This is a genomic window from Flavonifractor sp. AGMB03687 (assembly GCF_017811815.1).
Classification (GTDB): domain Bacteria; phylum Bacillota; class Clostridia; order Oscillospirales; family Oscillospiraceae; genus Flavonifractor.
On record NZ_JADKZI010000004.1, the window covers coordinates 152272 to 169684 of the forward strand.

General features: G+C 50.3%; 19 protein-coding genes, 2 tRNA genes and 1 other RNA gene. 2 read left to right on the forward strand and 20 right to left on the reverse strand.

Going from position 1 to position 17413, the window contains the following annotated elements:
• Positions 1 to 6 precede the first annotated feature (6 nt).
• From J9789_RS09845 to J9789_RS09860, 4 genes are all read right to left on the reverse strand, one after another.
• A complete protein-coding gene (locus J9789_RS09845; protein ID WP_348633670.1) occupies positions 7 to 156 on the reverse strand; it encodes a hypothetical protein in 150 nt (49 codons plus the stop codon).
• 40 nt (positions 157 to 196) lie between these two features.
• Complete coding sequence (locus tag J9789_RS09850) at positions 197 to 682, reverse strand: hypothetical protein (protein WP_209344919.1); 486 nt, start codon at positions 680 to 682, stop codon at positions 197 to 199.
• 159 nt (positions 683 to 841) lie between these two features.
• The gene (locus J9789_RS09855) at positions 842 to 1462 is read right to left on the reverse strand and encodes a TetR/AcrR family transcriptional regulator (RefSeq protein WP_209344922.1); all 621 of its coding nucleotides are present in this window, start codon (positions 1460 to 1462) and stop codon (positions 842 to 844) included.
• Between the two features lie 79 nt (positions 1463 to 1541).
• The gene (locus tag J9789_RS09860) at positions 1542 to 2411 is read right to left on the reverse strand and encodes a radical SAM protein (protein WP_209344923.1); all 870 of its coding nucleotides are present in this window, start codon (positions 2409 to 2411) and stop codon (positions 1542 to 1544) included.
• 191 nt (positions 2412 to 2602) lie between these two features.
• On the opposite strand from J9789_RS09860, the gene J9789_RS09865 reads away from it, so the two are divergent.
• Complete coding sequence (locus tag J9789_RS09865) at positions 2603 to 3352, forward strand: carboxymuconolactone decarboxylase family protein (RefSeq protein WP_209344925.1); 750 nt, start codon at positions 2603 to 2605, stop codon at positions 3350 to 3352.
• A gap of 239 nt (positions 3353 to 3591) precedes the next feature.
• On the opposite strand, the gene J9789_RS09870 is transcribed toward J9789_RS09865, so the two are convergent.
• The 16 genes from J9789_RS09870 to ffs all read right to left on the reverse strand — a co-directional run bounded on the left by J9789_RS09870 (position 3592) and on the right by ffs (position 17025).
• Positions 3592 to 4824 (reverse strand): site-specific integrase, encoded by a 1233-nt coding sequence (locus tag J9789_RS09870; protein ID WP_209344927.1) that lies wholly within the window; start codon positions 4822 to 4824, stop codon positions 3592 to 3594.
• 13 nt (positions 4825 to 4837) lie between these two features.
• Entirely contained in the window at positions 4838 to 5125 is a 288-nt protein-coding gene (locus J9789_RS09875) for a hypothetical protein (RefSeq protein ID WP_209344929.1), read from the reverse strand.
• A 748-nt stretch (positions 5126 to 5873) separates the two neighbouring features.
• Entirely contained in the window at positions 5874 to 6053 is a 180-nt protein-coding gene (locus J9789_RS09880; RefSeq protein WP_209344931.1) for a hypothetical protein, read from the reverse strand.
• A 51-nt stretch (positions 6054 to 6104) separates the two neighbouring features.
• Positions 6105 to 7643 carry a hypothetical protein gene (locus tag J9789_RS09885; RefSeq protein ID WP_209344933.1) on the reverse strand — a complete coding sequence of 513 codons (1539 nt, stop codon included), beginning with the start codon at positions 7641 to 7643 and terminating at the stop codon, positions 6105 to 6107.
• Positions 7644 to 7668: 25 nt separating this feature from the next.
• Complete coding sequence (locus J9789_RS09890; RefSeq protein WP_209344935.1) at positions 7669 to 8331, reverse strand: hypothetical protein; 663 nt, start codon at positions 8329 to 8331, stop codon at positions 7669 to 7671.
• A gap of 70 nt (positions 8332 to 8401) precedes the next feature.
• The gene (locus J9789_RS09895; protein ID WP_209344937.1) at positions 8402 to 9130 is read right to left on the reverse strand and encodes an SH3 domain-containing protein; all 729 of its coding nucleotides are present in this window, start codon (positions 9128 to 9130) and stop codon (positions 8402 to 8404) included.
• 596 nt (positions 9131 to 9726) lie between these two features.
• The gene (locus tag J9789_RS09900; RefSeq protein WP_087187184.1) at positions 9727 to 10068 is read right to left on the reverse strand and encodes a sigma factor-like helix-turn-helix DNA-binding protein; all 342 of its coding nucleotides are present in this window, start codon (positions 10066 to 10068) and stop codon (positions 9727 to 9729) included.
• A 284-nt stretch (positions 10069 to 10352) separates the two neighbouring features.
• On the reverse strand, positions 10353 to 10538 hold the full coding sequence (locus J9789_RS09905; protein ID WP_087187185.1) for a hypothetical protein: 186 nt from the start codon (positions 10536 to 10538) through the stop codon (positions 10353 to 10355).
• 63 nt (positions 10539 to 10601) lie between these two features.
• Positions 10602 to 11069 (reverse strand): hypothetical protein, encoded by a 468-nt coding sequence (locus J9789_RS09910; protein ID WP_087187186.1) that lies wholly within the window; start codon positions 11067 to 11069, stop codon positions 10602 to 10604.
• Between the two features lie 267 nt (positions 11070 to 11336).
• Positions 11337 to 12674 (reverse strand): DNA adenine methylase, encoded by a 1338-nt coding sequence (locus tag J9789_RS09915; protein WP_087187187.1) that lies wholly within the window; start codon positions 12672 to 12674, stop codon positions 11337 to 11339.
• A complete protein-coding gene (locus J9789_RS09920) occupies positions 12671 to 13351 on the reverse strand; it encodes a hypothetical protein (protein WP_087187188.1) in 681 nt (226 codons plus the stop codon). Before J9789_RS09920 ends, J9789_RS09915 begins: the two co-directional genes overlap by 4 nt.
• 318 nt (positions 13352 to 13669) lie before the next feature.
• A tRNA-Ala gene (locus J9789_RS09925) sits at positions 13670 to 13745 on the reverse strand.
• 82 nt (positions 13746 to 13827) lie between these two features.
• Positions 13828 to 14496: a YoaK family protein gene (locus tag J9789_RS09930; protein ID WP_245185198.1), complete on the reverse strand. Its 669-nt coding sequence runs from the start codon at positions 14494 to 14496 to the stop codon at positions 13828 to 13830.
• Positions 14497 to 14587: 91 nt separating this feature from the next.
• The gene (locus J9789_RS09935) at positions 14588 to 14935 is read right to left on the reverse strand and encodes a YbaB/EbfC family nucleoid-associated protein (protein WP_087337609.1); all 348 of its coding nucleotides are present in this window, start codon (positions 14933 to 14935) and stop codon (positions 14588 to 14590) included.
• 15 nt (positions 14936 to 14950) lie between these two features.
• Entirely contained in the window at positions 14951 to 16663 is a 1713-nt protein-coding gene (gene dnaX, locus J9789_RS09940; RefSeq protein ID WP_209344939.1) for a DNA polymerase III subunit gamma/tau, read from the reverse strand.
• Between the two features lie 97 nt (positions 16664 to 16760).
• Positions 16761 to 17025, reverse strand: an RNA gene (ffs, locus tag J9789_RS09945) — signal recognition particle sRNA large type.
• 290 nt (positions 17026 to 17315) lie between these two features.
• Between ffs and J9789_RS09950 the strand changes: the two genes are divergently transcribed.
• A tRNA-Ala gene (locus tag J9789_RS09950) sits at positions 17316 to 17392 on the forward strand.
• The last annotated feature ends 21 nt before the right edge of the window (positions 17393 to 17413 follow it).

Sequence of the window (17413 nt, forward strand, 5' to 3'; positions counted from 1 at the left end):
TCTGTTTCAGGAGTTATCGTCCTCCTGCTCCGGGGGCAGAGGATGCCACGCCGGGGGCTCCTTACGGCCCCGGAACAGACCTTTAAGCCACTTCAGTACCCCCTCCACCAGGTGGAACCACAGGTTACCCACCACAAATACCAGGAGCAGGACCACCAAAAAGGCTCCTATGGTGCCAAGGGACATGTCCGCTCCCTCACTTCTTGGCAAACTGGTTCATGAAGAACTCGGTAAAGGCCGACAGCTCTCCCTCCTGGGACACATAGACGTACAGGCTCTCGTCCTCCAGCCAGTCGTAAGCATTGATGCCGATATAGCTCTTCTTGTCCGGATAGATGATGAAGGCATCAGTGGGGTACTTGTTGCGGTAGGCCTTCAAAATCTCGGACCGGCGGTAGTAAGTAGGATCGCCGCAGCCGGAGAGGTCGGGCACCGTGGGCACCACCACGATGGTCTGGGGGGCCTCATTCCATCCCACGATCAGGTTCCCGATCCTGGTCTTGCTGCCGTGGACAAAGCCGTAGTTGAACCGCGCCACGTCCTCGGTGTAGCCGAAAATGATGCGGTAATCCCCGCCGTTCTCCACCACCTGATCAAAGAGCAGCCGCATCTTTCTGGCGTTGGCGTTACTCTTCTCCACGTCCACTTCCGGACCCTTGAACAGCTTGCTGAAAATACCCATACCTGCTTCCTCCTGTTTGATGATTGTATGTGGTTCGCTCCGCCCTCAGGCAGACCGCAATCCCCAGCACAAAATAAAGATAATTTTCTAATTTTGTTTTTATTATATGGAAAAAGAAATCCGTCTGAATCCAGGGCAAAACCGTTGCATTCGGACGGATTATTGGGACGTTTCCCGGCGCATATCCGCCAGGCAGTCCACAATGGCGTTGATCTGAACCTCCACGGTGCGGTCCACCGCCTCCGGTACCAGCATAGGCAGACTTTCCGGAATCGCCCGACGGATGATAATGGCTGCCAGGCTGAGGTTGGTAAACAGCTGGATATTGGCCGCATCTGCCGGAACGCCGAAGCACTCCAGCAGACGGCCAAAGAGCAGGGCCTGCTTCTCCCGAAAGGTCTGATAGCTCTCGGGAGACATCCGCCGAAAAAGCTGCTTCTGCTCCTCCATGTTCATGACCGCAATGCCGCTGCGCTCGCCATAGCAGCAGGCATGGAGAAACTGCCGCACCCCCTCCCGCCAGCTGAGGGCGGGGTCCTCCATCAGGCGGCGGGCATAGGCCACCACCCTGGACTGCTGAAGGTAGAGGGCCTCCACGATCAAGTCCTCCTTGCTGGCAAAGAAGGAGTAAAAAAAGGTGCGCGAGATCCCTACCGCGGTGTAGACCTGCTCCACCGTGGTGTGCTGGATCCCCTGCTTGGCCATCAGCTCCAGGGCTGTGGTCATCAGCCTGCCCCGGATCTGTTCCCGCTCCTCCTCTGAATAGGCGACCTTCGGCATTGTGCCCTCCCAAAATAAAGATAAATTTACTATCTTGTATTTATTTTACCATAAGCCTGGCCTGGAAGTCAATCTTGGCTCACACCCGGCGACTGTTCTCCGGACGAATGCGCCGCTTCCCTTCCAGCGCAGCGTCAAGGGCAGCTAGGAACCGCTCCCGCTCCTCCCCTAGGGTCCCCTTCAGGGGAAGGTAGTTGGAGGCGTGGTCGCAGGTGAAATGCAGCGGGTCCACCGTCAGGTTGGCCACCAGATAACGCACCTCACGCAAGATTTCCTCCGGCGTGCAGGGGACAAACTTTCCCTGTCTCCAGTCAGCATACAGCTTGGTACCCGGCTCCAGCACCAGGGTCAGCAGAGAGAGATGGCGGGGCTTCATGCGGTTAATGAGTTCCGCGGTATCCCGGGCGTGGACCAGGCCGGTTCCGCTGCCCGCCAGCCCCAGCAACACCATGGCCCACAGGTCCAGTCCGGCCTCCCTCAGCATGGTCCCCGCCTGGAGCATCTGCGAGGCATCCACCCCTTTTCCGATCTGCTTCAGCAGCGCATCGCTGCCCGTCTCCACCCCCAGGTAGGCCCGGGTCAGGCCCGCCACCCGCAGGGCCCGCAGCTCCTCCGGCGTCTTACTCAAAGTGGAGCGGGGACCAGCATAGACGCCCACCTTGGTCAGGGACGGAAAGGCCTCATAGAGCGCCCGGAGTATGCGCAGCAGGTCCTCCGTCTCCATGCCGATGGCGTCGCCGTCGCACAGAAAAACCCGTGTCACATCTCCGTAATAGGCTTTGGCCATGCGGATATCCTCCAGAATATCCGCCATATCCCGCACATGGAACACTTTATCCTTATACATCCCGCAAAAGGTACAGGCATTGTGGGAGCAGCCCACCGTCACCTGGAGCAGATAGCTGTGCCGCTCTCCCGGCGGGCGGTAAATGGTACCCTCGTATCGCATTTGTCTTCCCCATTTCTTTTTATGGACCGTGAATTTATCATAGCATGTTTCCCACGTTTTGAACAGGCACAACCGGCTACATCCATCTATGCACAAAAGGCATTTTTACCGGAAGCAAACAGGCATTAGACAGGGACGAAAACTGGGTCTACAATAGTGCCATAAAAGAGTCTCTTATGGGAGGTCATCCTATGGAAGTATCTCTGTCTACAAAGGAATATTGTGAGGCGCATTTTGACCAAGACCCCTTCGGGCTGGCACAGAGCGCCTCGGAATTTTCCGTGTTCTTTTCCAACTTTGCCTTCGATGAAGTAATTCGTCAGAGCAAACTGGACGACAAAACCCGTTTTATGGCTATTCTGGCCGCCCTTATGGGCTGTCAGGGGCTGGACACCTTCCGTGCCATGGTACCGGGCGCCCTCAAAAGCGGTATGACGCCTGTGGAACTCCGGGAAGTGGTCTACCAGGGAACCGCCTATCTGGGCCTTGGCCGGACGCTCCCCTTCCTGTATGCAACCAATGCGGTCTTGCAGGAGCAGGGCATGTCCATTCCCCTTCCGGAGCAGGGCACCACCACGCCGGATACCCGGATCAAGGCAGGCAACCAGGCTCAGGTGGATATCTTCGGCGACCAGATGCGGGGCTTCCAGGACAGCGGCCCGGAGGAGAGCCGCCACATCAACCGCTGGCTGGCCGGTAACTGCTTCGGCGACTATTACACTCGAGGCGGACTGGACTATTGCCAGCGGGAGCTGATCACCTTCTGCTTTCTGGCCGCTCAGGGCGGGTGCGAGCCCCAGCTGATCAGCCACGCCGCCGCCAACCTGCGCATCGGCAACGACAAGCTCTTCCTCATCGATGTGATCTCCCAGTGTCTGCCCTACATCGGCTACCCCCGCAGCCTGAATGCCCTGCGCTGCGTCAACGAAGCTGCCAAATAAAAGAAAAAAGACCTGAAATCTTATGATTTCAGGTCTTTTTGGTGGAGATAAGCGGGATCGAACCGCTGACCTCTTGAATGCCATGGAAATAATTTGAATTTTACCCCAATTTCAACATTACTTTATGTACCACCAAAAAAGCAAAAATGCCACATCAAAACTAAACTATGCTACCCAAATCCCATTCACTTTAATTAGATAAATTTTAGCCAAATCGGGAGCCACCCCCAATTAGCCATTTAAAAGACTAACCCTTTTGAAATCTGCTCCAACATCTCTTTATTCTTTTTTGCCCTCTCTTCTCTCTGTTTATCTACATACTTCTGAGCCATACGACTATCCTCATGGCCCAATAGTTGCATAACATGAAAGACCGTAGCATCAGGCTGATTACTTAACAAGGTTGCAGCGGTGTGCCGCAGACGGTGAGGCCGTAACCTATCCACTCCAGTTCCTGACTTCTTCAAATAACGATTAAGAGCAGTTCGGAAGCCGTCACAAGTCCACGATGGCCCCTTAACCGTTCCAAAAACAAAATCTTCATCAGAGGTTTTTGTTTTGCTAACTGTAGGTGCTTTTTTTCTCCACTCCATCAGATACTCAATTAAACTATCAGGTACAAGAATTTCTCTTGTACCCGCCTTAGTTTTCGGCAAGCCAACTACTGTTTCCGCAGATGTTCGATTGCCGTGTTCATCAAACACCATCTTTTTTGTAAGGGCACGGCTAATGCTAATACAAGCACTTTCAAAATCTATATCTCCCCATTTAAGCGCTAATGCCTCCTGTGTTCTCATACCTGTATGAATCATAACATTTACAACAGGATATATTGTGTCATGCTGTTTCAATGCAGACATGATCTCGGACAGTTCATCAGCAGCTAAAGCCGTAATCTCCTTAGAAACCTTTTTTGCCTTAGGCTTTTTGAACTCACCATTGTCCATTGGATTATGTGGCAGATAGTTCTTACGAACAGCCCTCTTAAACATTCTGCCGACCAAATATGCAGTGCGTTTTAAGCTCGTCTGCCCATACTGATAATGCCCATTTACCGTTTCATTTGACATGCGAGCAAAAAACTTGTTTATCTCGTCAGTGTCTATCTCACCTATATGCCACCCAGTAAAAGCAGAAGCAAAGGGACGCAACATATTACAGTAGTTATCATAGGTCACATCAGAAATGCCGCTGTCCTTCAAACCATATTTTTTGAACTCCTCCACAAATTCCTCCACAGTGGCCTGTCCGTTAATAACCACCTTTTCCTCCTCTAAGTACCCATTCTTACTGAGCCAGAGGTGCATTTTGTCCAGGGCTTCTTGCTCCGTTTTACCTGTCTCCACATGACGGAGCCGCTTGCCGCCTTCATCTTTTCCAAGACTGTAAGCCGCACCGTACCGCCCGTCTTTCATCCGGTAAACGCTGCCCTCACCGTTTGGCCGTCTAACAATTTTCTTACTCTTACTCATTTTTATGCCCTCCTTAACAAATTCCGGTAACTAAATAATTGGCAACCGCTATAATTGGCACCACTTTGCGGCGGCCTATTGTCCGCACAAAGCGGCACTTCTTCAGCCAGTCGTAGACATTGCTCTCCCCGACATTGAGGACAGCCTGCAACTGCTTTGCGTCTAGGCAGTCCACCTTATAAGTATCACGGAGTTGCCTGGCTTGAATTTCAACTAAACGGCCAACATCTATCTGCTGAGGTTGGCCAATTTCTTCATGTTTCTTCTTGTTGAAAAGCACCCCTGTATAAATGCGATCCATGGTAAAAACCTCCCTAGATATGTCTTTCACCATGGAATACAAAACTGCTTAAATACTAAGTCCTTTCATACACGATCTAATTTTTGAACATTATAACGCCATGAAATATGGGTGTCAGCGGCGAGAATAGCCAGAATATCTCCCTTGTAATTAGACGATTATCCAGAATGGGCCGGAACCCAATAAACTCATTCAAGCCCTATATGATAGTTAAGTTCAATGAAACAGGTCTGAGCGTTTATGCTTTTATCTGTGTCATTTCAGGCACTTGGGAACATTTGGAACATTTCCCGCCCACATTCTCAACTAGCCTATTTCATGTAAGATTCCTATTTTTTCTAACTCTCCCTACTCGATTTTTCTATTTTAAAAATCCATCCATTTTACCTACTCTCACAAGGAAAAATTCTCTACTTCCTTTTTTCGTCTTGACCTAGATATTTTTCTTTCAAACACCTTCAAACAATAAGATTTATCGTTGTCTGTATCATTTCTTGTGTCATTTTTTATTGAAACATCCTAGATAAACCATCAACTCATCCACGTATTTAATAGTGCGTGTATCTTTCTCGATCTCAACTAGCCCTCTGCCCGTTCTTGCTTTTCCAGCAACTAAAACAGCAAATTTATAAAATAGGTCAAATACATCATTACAACTAGCCTAACTTACGTATCAAAAAAAGTGCTTGAAAAAGCACAAAAAGTAGGGGAGCAGCACAATACGCTGCCCCCCTGGTCGGATGTGTTTTTAATCCTTTGGATTCACACCCCAACGCTTCGCCAGTGCCTTGGTAATGGGGCCAAGAGTGGCCACATCCTTGGCGTACTGGCCATCCTGTCCCAAGAACAGAAGACCGATCTGTATTCCCTGGGGCGTGAATATTGCATACTGCTGACCCCGCTGAACCACATACATACCACTCATCATGGCTAAATTCCCTCCCAATAAAAAATATACTCCATCTGTAAATGGAGTATATCAAGCGGCTATATCACTATTAACAACTGTTCTACCTGCTATTGGCTCATCTTCCCACTTTGTACTCTCTGTTCCACCCTCTGTTACTGGGACATATTGGTCATAAGTGTATTTCCACTCAACCAGCTTATACTCTGGCATCTCATCTTGCACTTCTATTTTTGGAAGTGTTTGCTCTCTTACATGGGTTGATATATGCTCAACCCCCTTTTCAAAATAAGGGTATCCTTCATCATCATAATGCACATATAGGACTTCTTGGTCATATACTTTTACTATTCTGTAATGTGCTTTATCTAATAGACTGTTTATTTTGTCAGATGTGCATGGGTCTGTCTTTGGATCTGGTGCTGGATGCTCTTTATAGTTTGGATTATCTCCATGAGGCCCAGGATCAGTTATTGGATAATTATGGCTATCATAAGTATGAGTTTGGTCGTCACTACCTCTTAATTGGTAAAGATGAAGTGACCATCCAGGCTGCATAGCAGCAACAGTGTCATTGTCAACTGCTTTTCCGTTATCTACTGGTGGGTCTATAACCCAAGTTTGTTGAATATCTTCAGTTCCATTATGATAATAGTGTATTCTTATACCTTTAGTTAAGACCATTGCTTTACGACCTACTTTACCGAATAGAGACCAGTCGTAACCACCATTCTTTCCACCACCATCTGACCCAGCAAAGTCAGTTCCCCACTCAATCAACTTTTTGCATATAAACCCTATGTCTGTTTGAGTTCCATAAACTGAATATCTGCTGAATTGTGATGCACTTATTCTTAACTGGTTCCATATTATTGGCTCTACTGATATTACTAGCTTCCTAGAACCCATAAGGTCCATTGGAGTTGTTTGATTATTTGCTAAAGCATTAAGCTCTGCACTTGAATAGGGTTGACCAACAAATATATCACTTTTAGGCTGCCAAAAATATGAATATTCATCTCTTAAGTTTAGTATAGCAAATAGAGCTGCATTTATATCTATTTTATCATCAGATGCACCATACATCTTTGCTTTAACTTTTGTCCCTTGTTTGTACCAGTATCCGTTTTGCCTATCTAGATGATAAGGTATGTTCTTTAAATTTGAGTTAGTCTCAGCCATTGTTCCGTTTGTATTAAATCCAAGTTGCCCCGAATTGATAGCTGAATATAAGTCACTTATTGTAACTGCATAACACTTAGACTCCCAGTCAGATCTATATATACTAGCTTTTCTATATCCATCTGTCTTATTCTCCAACCCATAGTAGCTACAATTATATGGGTAAGAAAATAACAAGTCTAAGTAATCTTTCCCAGCAAACGTAAACGCTGGTTTTCCTGCATAGTCTAGTATAGCTATTCTAAATCCTTGGTATCTTGGTGCCCAAACTCCTCCTGAAGTAACAGAAGCATTATTTGCACCAGATCCACCTGCAGACTGCCAAACATCTACATAATCAACAGCGCTTGCAGTTGTACTTAATAATGACATTATTGTTACAATAGTTAATAAAAAAGCTAATAGCCTAGATTTCAAAGCTACTTTCATGCTTATCACCTCCAATGTTTAGTATTTAATTTACATTGATGCCTGCGTTCTCTTTAACACTAGTATCATTAAATGCGTCTGGATTAGAATTAGAAGGTGGTTCTCTGTTTATAAGACCTGCCAAACCCTGTCCAGCTGCCTCGGCTGCTTCTCTGCCTGCTTCATTGATTGCATCTAACTCTTCCTCTGTTGGCTCCTTTATATCCTCAGCCTTAGTTGGCTGGTATTCTTCTTTAGCCTCTTCGTCGTTAGACTCATAAACGGATTTTTCTTCATCAGATATAATCATATCTTGGTTGAGGTCCTCAGTATGCTCGGATACCCATACTTCCCACTCAGCCTTGTCTACATGACCATCAGAGTTTGTGTCAGCATCTTCATTATAGTAAGTTAAAACTGGTGGCTCCTCCCAATCAACCTCAGGTGGTACATCTAAAATAGGAGATTCGTCTATTTCTATTTCTGGTCCACTAGAATCAAATTCTGGTGCATATATTTCATTATCTTCTGTATTAGCAGTATTTGTTGGTTGATTAATACTATTATCACTTGATCCCAGTAAAATAGCAGCTATCACTGCACCAATTATCACAACAGCAATTGCAACTCCAGCAATAATTACTATCTTATTCTTGTTATTAGCACTTTTACTAGTGTCTTGATTTGAATAACTTGGTATATTCATCATTTCAACCTCCAATTAACCCTAATAAGTGCTGAAGAGATGGCATTTAGCCACCTCTTCATGTACTGTATATTTAATTTACATTGATGCCTGCGTTCTCTTTAACACTAGTATCATTAAATGCGTCTGGATTAGAATTAGAAGGTGGTTCTCTGTTTATAAGACCACCTAACCCACCGCTAGCCGGTGGTTGACCTACCTGATCACTACCTCCGCTAGATGTGCTTCCGCCTGTTGAGGTGCTTGGCTTGCTGGTTTGACCGCCAGAACTACCACCAGAACCACCTGTGCTGGGCTTGCTGGTCTGACCACTAGAACTACCACCATTACTTCCAGTGCTTACTTGTGGCTTGGTTGCACTGAGATAGTCACTAGATACATAGGCTACCTTACCATTAAACTCTATTCTACTCCATCCTGCTGCAGCTCCAGTACCAATACCAGTGCGCTTAACGGACTGAGCCTTGGTTAAGCTACCCAACTTATCGCTGTTGGTGCTATAACTGGAACGTACATTGACTGTGGTGGTTGCATACATGGTCTCGCTACAATCGGTGAAAAGCTGCTCCTGTTCCGTGGTATCATCCCGGGCAGGAGTGGAAACGCTCTCCGGGGTGGGGGTGGTTTCGGGTGCGGTCTGGGTGGTCTGCTCTGGGGTGGGGGTACTGCTCTCCATGGACTGGGAGACTTCGGGGGTGCTGGTTTCCTGGCTCTTATCAGCGGCGTTTTCATTGGAACCACCGCAGGCTGTCATGGATAAAATCAGGGCCAGGGACATACCATATATGATCGCCTTTTTCATTACGTTTTCCTCCCGTGCCGTCACAGTGACGGCTTTTTTATTGACTCTCAACAGCTTCCACCCAAGGGGGACAGAGCCAATCTGTCTCCCCTTGAGCTTCTGCCGCCGAGACAAAAAGAGCGCACACAGGTATAAAGATACCCATGCACGCACGAAATGATCTTGCTATGTGCTTTACACAACTCGTATAACGCACCTTGCTAATTCAACAAGATTGCATTATACTGTGGATGTGGTACTGCTGACGCAGTTGTGCATGGTGGTCACGACACCTGTACAGGGGATAGAGGGTTGCCGCCCTCTATCCCTGCCGCACTATTTTTTTGCCTCGTAACCTCATTCTAAACCATATAGGTAGAAAATGCAAGCCAAGGCATTAACATCTGTTTTTAAATTTAACATCAAGTCTCCTTTCTTTTTTTATATTTGAAGGGTACATCTGTGTGCATCCCTATCTCCCATATTTCCAATGTAGGCGTAGCGGTAGAAGAATTTTTTTAGTTGTAAACTCTTCTATATAGCCTTGTTCTCTTTGAAAATACCTATGTATTTCCTGTGCAAAATACGTCTGTGCAGATTCGGGACCTATGTTCTATTTACTTGCGAAACTTATTGAGCCGATTTCTTACGGTATTAGGAGAACACCCCAATAGCCGCCCAATTTCACGGTATGATTTTCCTTCTACTTTTAAACTGTATATTTTTTGATTATCTAAGCCGTGCTTATATGCATGGGCATTTTTCCCTTGCAAGCGTTTCCCCTCAAATGCCCGCCGCTCCTGTTCAAGTCGCTCCTTCTTTTCCAGTTCATCAAGCATCCTAGCATAACGGTCTTCGAGATCATCCTGCACCTCTTCCGGTGCATTGGGGTCCCAACTATCTTCTTGGGTACTGGAAATTCCCCATGGCTCATTACTATCAATATAATTTTCAAACATTTTCACACCCCCTTTCCATAAAACTTGTTGTCACTATCTTTCTACGCCTCTCTTATCACAAAATTTTTGGTAATTTGGTAATTTGGTCAAACCGCCTCTACTGTATCCCCACTCTTCTAAGCCATGTATCGCTTACTGTCTATCCTAATTTTCAAATGTAAAAACCAGTTTTCTTATCTTTTGTACTTGTTCACCTCCTCAATATTATAATATAAAAATGCTGGGAACAGCAGAGTATCCCTATTTTTTGCTCACTGCCGGGCTACGCCGCTCCAAAGGCCCCCTTACATCTTTTCCTCACCCTCTGGGGCTTGTTTCACCCCCTTTTCCTCCTCTGCATACCACATACCCCCCAGCACCCCAAAAGTCCTCTCCAGCACCCCCAGAACCCCCAGGATCGCCACCACTCCCAGGGTGGTCATGGCAATCAGTACACAACCCCCAATCACCAGCTCTGCAATATGGCACATCTGCTTCACCTCCCTTTTAAACTGAGCGGGCCACCCTGACCGGGTGACCCGCTTACTGTTTCCTTATTTTTTCACTGTCTTGCCCTGGGGCATTTCCTCCCACTCCCAGGCACACTTGATGGTGTCACCGTCCAGCACCACACCATTCACAGCTCCCAGGTCAAGCAGAGCCTTGATCTTATCGGCGCAGAAGGTCTGACGGCCAAACCGGGAGGAAATTACCTTGTAGTTCTCTCCGTCCCGGTGGTACACCGTGTACATCAGATTTGCCACCGCTGCCGGGTCGGTGCTGGTCAGAGTCCCCACGCCCGTCTTGACCATGATGGCCCGGAACCCCTTGGCCTCGTCCAGCTTCAAGGCCCCGCTACCGTCCAGCACCATCCCCAGCACCTCACCGGACTTGACCGCCTCACTCAACTGCTTGGCGGTCATACCAATCACCTCGCCGCCATTCACACCGGGGTTAAAGACCTCATACCCAGTCACTCTCTGCCCCAGGTCAACCCGGTTAATGATGAACTTCTTATCCATAGTACACACTCCTTAAATTAGTTATCGGTCAAGTTCTATCTCTCAACCACAACTAAACTATAACGCTGACACAGCCCTCTTGAATGCTGACGAAATAGCCGGAATATGCACCTATGGATTGGTGAGATGGGAGGGGTAAAAGCAGAAAGTCCTGTACCCATATAAATGAGTACAGGATTTTGTGTTGATTATCTGTAACTTAGTAACTCGGTAACTTTCTTAAAGCTACTATTATCATAATCAGAATACTACACTTGCCGTTCAAAGTCAATCGAAATTCTTCCAGATTACTTCCGTCCGATAGTTGTCGGCCTTACCTCCCACGCTTGTCTTGGTATCAACCTCGTATTTCTTCCATTGGGGCGCTTGGAGATATGCGTTGTATAGTGGAACATCATAGTTACTGATTACAATTTTTGCCTTTGCGTTACAAATGGTTTTGAGCAGCAATTCATGGTTTGCGTAATCGGAGGAGAGTTTATATACACTCCCCAAATTCTTTTGCTCATCTTCCGGATCTAGGTAGGAAGGATCCAGGTAAAAGCAAGCGGTTTTGTCATTTAAGTAACTACATTCCATCAGATACATCAATGCACCTGACTGGCTGACCTGTACGCCATTCATACGCTCTGCCACATCATACAGTCTGCTGATTTGTGCATGGTATTGTTCATTGGTTTTGAATTTCTGAGGGCTGAATGCAGTCCCCATTCCGTCACGGCTCATGGTATAAACGATCCATGTTGCAACCGCTAAACTAACATCATCCGCAAAACTGAATTCATGATTGTTAAGTGTATGGAAGTAGGCAGACTGATAGAGCTGCTGTCTGAATTGTTCCTCTATCCGCTTTGCGTCAATCCGGTTTGGCTTCCCATGCTGAATTGTTTGTATTCTCTTTTCCAATGCAGCTTTCCGGGCAAGCTTTTCAGGTTCTACCTCGGCTGATAACTTTTTCACCTGGGCCGACAGTCTTTGAATATAAGTATGGACAGCCTCAGGCGCAAGCTCATCGCTTTGCTCCCGTAGTACATCCGCATAGATGGGGCGGAGTAGTGTCAAAAAATCCTCAGTCTCCTTCTGAAACTGGGTAAGCTGGGCAACTTCTGTTTCTGTCAGTGTCCCTCTCAACTTTAGCCGCTGGAGGGGTGACCAGTCCATTTGTACCGTACATTTATTTATGCTTTGTCGAAGCAACTGGAAGTTTTCAACCATATCCGTAGCTGTATATTTCTTGCCTAGCAGGCTCAGATATTGTTTGAACTGGCGTTTTAACTCGGAAAAATAGTCGTCCTCTTCCTCGTTTCTGAGCTTCACAGCGGCATAGAAGGTCTCAGGGGTATAGTCGGTATCATAAAGCCGGTAAATGACCTCCTGAGCTTTCTGAGGGTCGCTCATGCACCGCATAAACGCACAGAGACCGGCGCTGGCGTCATTATAAATTTCAACAGGGTGCCTCGGCTTATTGAGCAGGACACGGGCGCCGCCCCCAAAGGGCTCAATAAATATTTCTGTGTTGGTGTAGTCCAGCATATCACAGATGACAGGGGCCAGGGCCGCTTTCCCGCCGTAGTAGGGAAAGGCGCTCAATGTCTGGTTTCTCATGCCTGCGGCCCTTCTTGCCCAGCTTGTTCGACGAAATCTTTCATTTTTTCTTTATACAGGCAAACACACTTTTGCTTGCTTTTTCCGTCTCCTGTGGAGGCCACATAATCCAAGCTGCCCCGGTTTACCAGTGTAAATCCGCCTTGATATAGGTACTCCTGGATTGCTTTCGGGGTGATCGCTTGAAACTGGCTCCGCTGTATCTCCTCATTAAAGAGTTTGACGGGAATAGGGTATATGATGCAGCTGTCAGGCAGATGCCGGGGCTTTACGGTGGCAGCTTCAATATGGTTGCCCTCAATCATGTTGCCCAGCAGTTCAAGAATATCCTGTAAGCAGCTCTCGTCAATGGTACTGCCATCGTAGCAGGGGAGGGGATGGAAACTATAATAGTTTTCCCGAATACACTTTGCGATTTCGATACAATCAGATCGGGAGAGCATGACACCGTATTTCTTAAACGCTGCCAAGCCGCCCTCAAGGTCTACTGGTTCCAGCTGTGTCGTCCCCAAAAGGGCAGGTTCAGCGTTTCCCAAACGATACGCCGTGACTGAAACTTTTTCTTCGTTATTCCATCTATCCTTCAGTCGCTCGACTTCCAGCCGAAAGCTGTTGCCTTCTATTACGTGCTGTTCTGCCAGCTCTTTGTTATCTATGCTCCATACTGGTGCTGCCATGGTCATTTCCCCCTGTGACTATTTTTTGTCAAAATCATCACCGCTAGATTAGTTACACTTTATCACAGGTCAGAAACTTTGTCCACGGTTGTCAAATGAACTTAAAAAATGAGGAATTTCCCCGATTTTTGGCTCGTAGCCAGGAGCCAAATCCATAGCCAACGCTCCGAACTCCCCATCAAAAGCCAAGATTAGGCACGAAAAGACACGAGGTATTGGCTACAAAGCCAATACCTCACGACACTTAGCCAAGTAACAAGGAAAGCCCTGAACCCTTACGGGTTCAAGGCTTTCTCGTGTACTTTCCCAGTACTTTCATGGTGGAGATAAGCGGGATCGAACCGCTGACCTCTTGAATGCCATTCAAGCGCTCTCCCAGCTGAGCTATACCCCCATATGCGTTGCGGTTTTCTCGACCGAACGCATTGTATTGTATCAGACACATCTATAATTGTCAAGCACTTTTTTCGTTATTCTCAGGATTTTTCCTGAACACACATCAGAAACAGCGCAATGAGAAGAGGCACGCATCCCACCGCGGCCGCATACAGGCCCAGCGTCCGGCTGCACCAGGCACCCAGCGCCGCTCCGGCAATGAAGAACAGGATCACGCCGCCGTACCGCATGGCCCGTACAAGATGCTCCCGTTGGGACGTACGCAGGAACTGATAAAACTGCTCTGTTCCGCTGCGCAGATTGCCTGTACACATGGTGGTAGCAAAGGCACTGCCCCGCACCTTTCGGAAACTCTCCACCTGCACCGCGCACACAAAAGAGACCGCCACATTGGCCACTGCATTCAGCGACTGCGGCAAAAAGGAGACCGCCAGCAGCACTGCCAGCTCCAGCCCCACGGTGACTTGACGCCAGTGCACCTCGTGGCCCTGCTGATAGCGGGCCCGGATAAACTCCGCCGCGATCACCCCTGCCACAAAGGCCACAATGGGGAGAAAGCTGTGGGCCATGCCGCCCCAATCCCCCTCGATCATCCGCACACCCAGCAGCACAATATTACCGGTCTGGGCGTTGGCAAAGACACCGCCCCGCATCACATAAGTATAGGCGTCCAGCAGGCCACCGGTCAGCGCCAGCAGGGCGCCGATGCGGAATCGCTCGGACATCTGGACAGATTTTTCCGTCGCCATAGTGTCACCTTCCATCCAGCATTCTGATCTTCCGTATACCGCAACACAGGGACTGGCCGCGTATGCTGCCAGTCCCTGTCAGTTGATTATTTTAGAAGGGCAGGTTCAGACCGCCGGTCAGCTGCTGCATGGAGGAGGCGGAATCGCTCTCCGCGGCCCGCAGCGCCTCGTTCACAGCCGCCACGATCATATCCTGCAGCATCTCCACGTCCTCGGGGTCCACAGCGTCAGGGTCGATGGTGACGCTCTCCAGCACCCGCTTACCAGTCACGGTGGCGCTCACCGCACCGCCGCCGGCGGCAGCCGTATAGGTCTTGTTCTCCAGCTCCTGCTGCATCTTCATCATGTCCTGCTGCATCTTCTGGACCTGCTTCATCATATTCATGTTCATGCCGCCGCCCATGCCGCCAAATCCGCGGCTGTTAAATCCTTTTGCCATAGGTCGCAACTCCTTTTATTCCTGAATAATAATGTTGTCAAACTGCTGACCCATGGCCAGCAGATCGTCTAAATTGTCGTGCTCGGCAGGTGCCTGGGGCCGCTCCGCCGCCTTGGGCGGCGTGCCTACCTTGACCGCGCAGTGCACTGGACCGCCGGTCTGGTTGCCGGCCATCTGTTCCAGCGCAGACAGCAGGGCGGCCGTGCCTACCATGCTCTTGGTGAACTCCGTATCCACCCACAGAGTCAAGGTGCCGTTCTCCAGCACGCCTTGCACCGCGGAGGGATTGCTCAGGAAGGGATACACCGCCGGGAACCGGCTGCGCAGTCCCGCCACAAGACCCGGCCACAGATCCGCCGCCGGGGCCGCCGCAGGCGCAGGGGCGGGCGCTTCCCGCACCGGAGGCTCCGTCACAGCGGGGGCAGGCTCCATGTCGTAGCCCACCGGCTCGCCGGGCTCCTCGGGCAGAGGAGGCCGTTCCTCCTCCCAGGGGGGGATATCCACCGGCTGCTTCTGCTGTACCGGAGGCTTCTCCTGGACCCGCTTCTGAGCCACAGGCGGCACCGAACAGGCGGCGGGGATTCCACCGGCCACCAGTTCCTCCACCCGGGCCAGTCGGGCATTGAGTCCGGCCAGGCTCTCATCCAGCGCCGGGTCGCACAGCCGGATCAGGCAGAGCTCCGCGTCAGTGCGGCGGTTGCCGCTGCGGGAGAGGTCCGCAATGGTGGACTGAAGTACGCCCAGCATCTGGGCCAGGCGGGGCGTCTGGAACAGATTGGACAGTTTCCGCATGGTATTCTCATCATAGCCGCCGGTGAGCAGGGCCGCTCCGCCCTTGGGTGCCGTCTTGCGTACCAGCAGATCCCGCACCAGGGCGGACAGCTCGCCCAGCAGGCTGCCCACCTCTTTGCCCGCGCCATACAGCCGGGCCAGGGTCTCCAGCGCGGCGGCGGTATCCCCCGCTCCGATCTGCTCCATCAGGCGGGCGGTCTCCAGGTTACCCGCCAGGCCCAGGGCGTCCAGCACCTCCTGAGCGCCGATGGGGCCATCGGGGATGGCGCACTGATCCAGCAGGGACAGGGCGTCTCGCATACCGCCGTCGGCCAGCCGGGCCAGCAGCTCGGCCCCCTCCCCTCTCAGCTCCAGACCCTCCTGGCGGGCCACATAGGCCAGCCGGGCAGCGATGTCTCCCGGCAAAATCCGCTTGAAGGAAAACTGCTGGCACCGGGACTTGATGGTGGCCGGCACCTTGTGGAGCTCGGTGGTGGCCAGAATGAACATCAGATGGGCGGGCGGCTCCTCCAGGATCTTCAGCAGGGCGTTAAAGGCCGCCGTGGAAAGCATGTGGACCTCGTCCACGATGTACACCCGCTTGCGCACCGCCGCCGGGGTATAGACCGCCTCGTCCCGCAGGGCGCGGACCTGGTCCACGCCGTTGTTAGAGGCGGCGTCCAGCTCCAGCACATCCAGGATGGAGCCGTTCTCAATGCCCAGGCAGGAGAGGCACTGGTTGCAGGGGTTGCCGTTCACCGGGTGCTCACAGTTGACCGCCCGGGACAGGATCTTGGCGCAGGTGGTCTTTCCGGTCCCCCGGGTACCGGTAAACAGATACGCATGGGAGAGCCGTCCGGTCTCCACCTGCCGCTTCAATGTATCGGTGATATGGGCCTGCCCCACCACGTCGTCAAAGGTACGGGGCCGCCATTTTCGGTACAGTGCCTGATACACACCGGTCACCTCGCCATAAAAATGAAAAAGGAGGGGCGGAGGATGCGGAAAGCCGCGTCGCTTCACCCCTCCCTTAATTGTCCGGCACATGGCAAGACCGCACACCGGCCTTTGGAATCAGCGCTACGTCCGTTACCCCGGCAGCCGGCTCAGGAGCGGGACCCCCGCGGCACAGATCACGGTCCGCTTAGTGCTGCTCGGTTCCCCGCCTGACACGGTTCACGGTGCAACCTTGCGCGGGACCGATCCATCATCACTACTTACCAGGGTCAGACGACACAACGCAGATCCGGGGGCCGGGATTCATCCCTGCTGTAGCGGGTTGCAGGTACAGGGCACCGCTAACTCCCCGACTAGTGCGGCCTTGCCTCGGACCGGACGCGTCAGCGCCGTCCGCTGGAAGGCTGTATTTGATATCATACATCATTTCCGGCAAATTATCAATATCACTTTTCACTTTTTTTCAAAAACCTCTTTACAACGCTCCGAATTATGCTATAATACTTGAGTGTTGGGCATGATACCCACAGAAAACTTCATATATGGGCCTGTAGCGCAGTTGGGAGGAGAAGCGGGTTGCTTATAGCCCCTCTTTTTCGGTAGTCTAACTCAGTTGCCCGCAAGCGGTTCCCATCTCAAAAATTTCATATCCGGGCTCGTAGCTCAGTTTGGGAGAGCGTACGGTTCGCATCCGTAAGGTCGAGGGTTCGATCCCCTTCGAGTCCACCAGCAGTAAGGCAAGCGTCATGC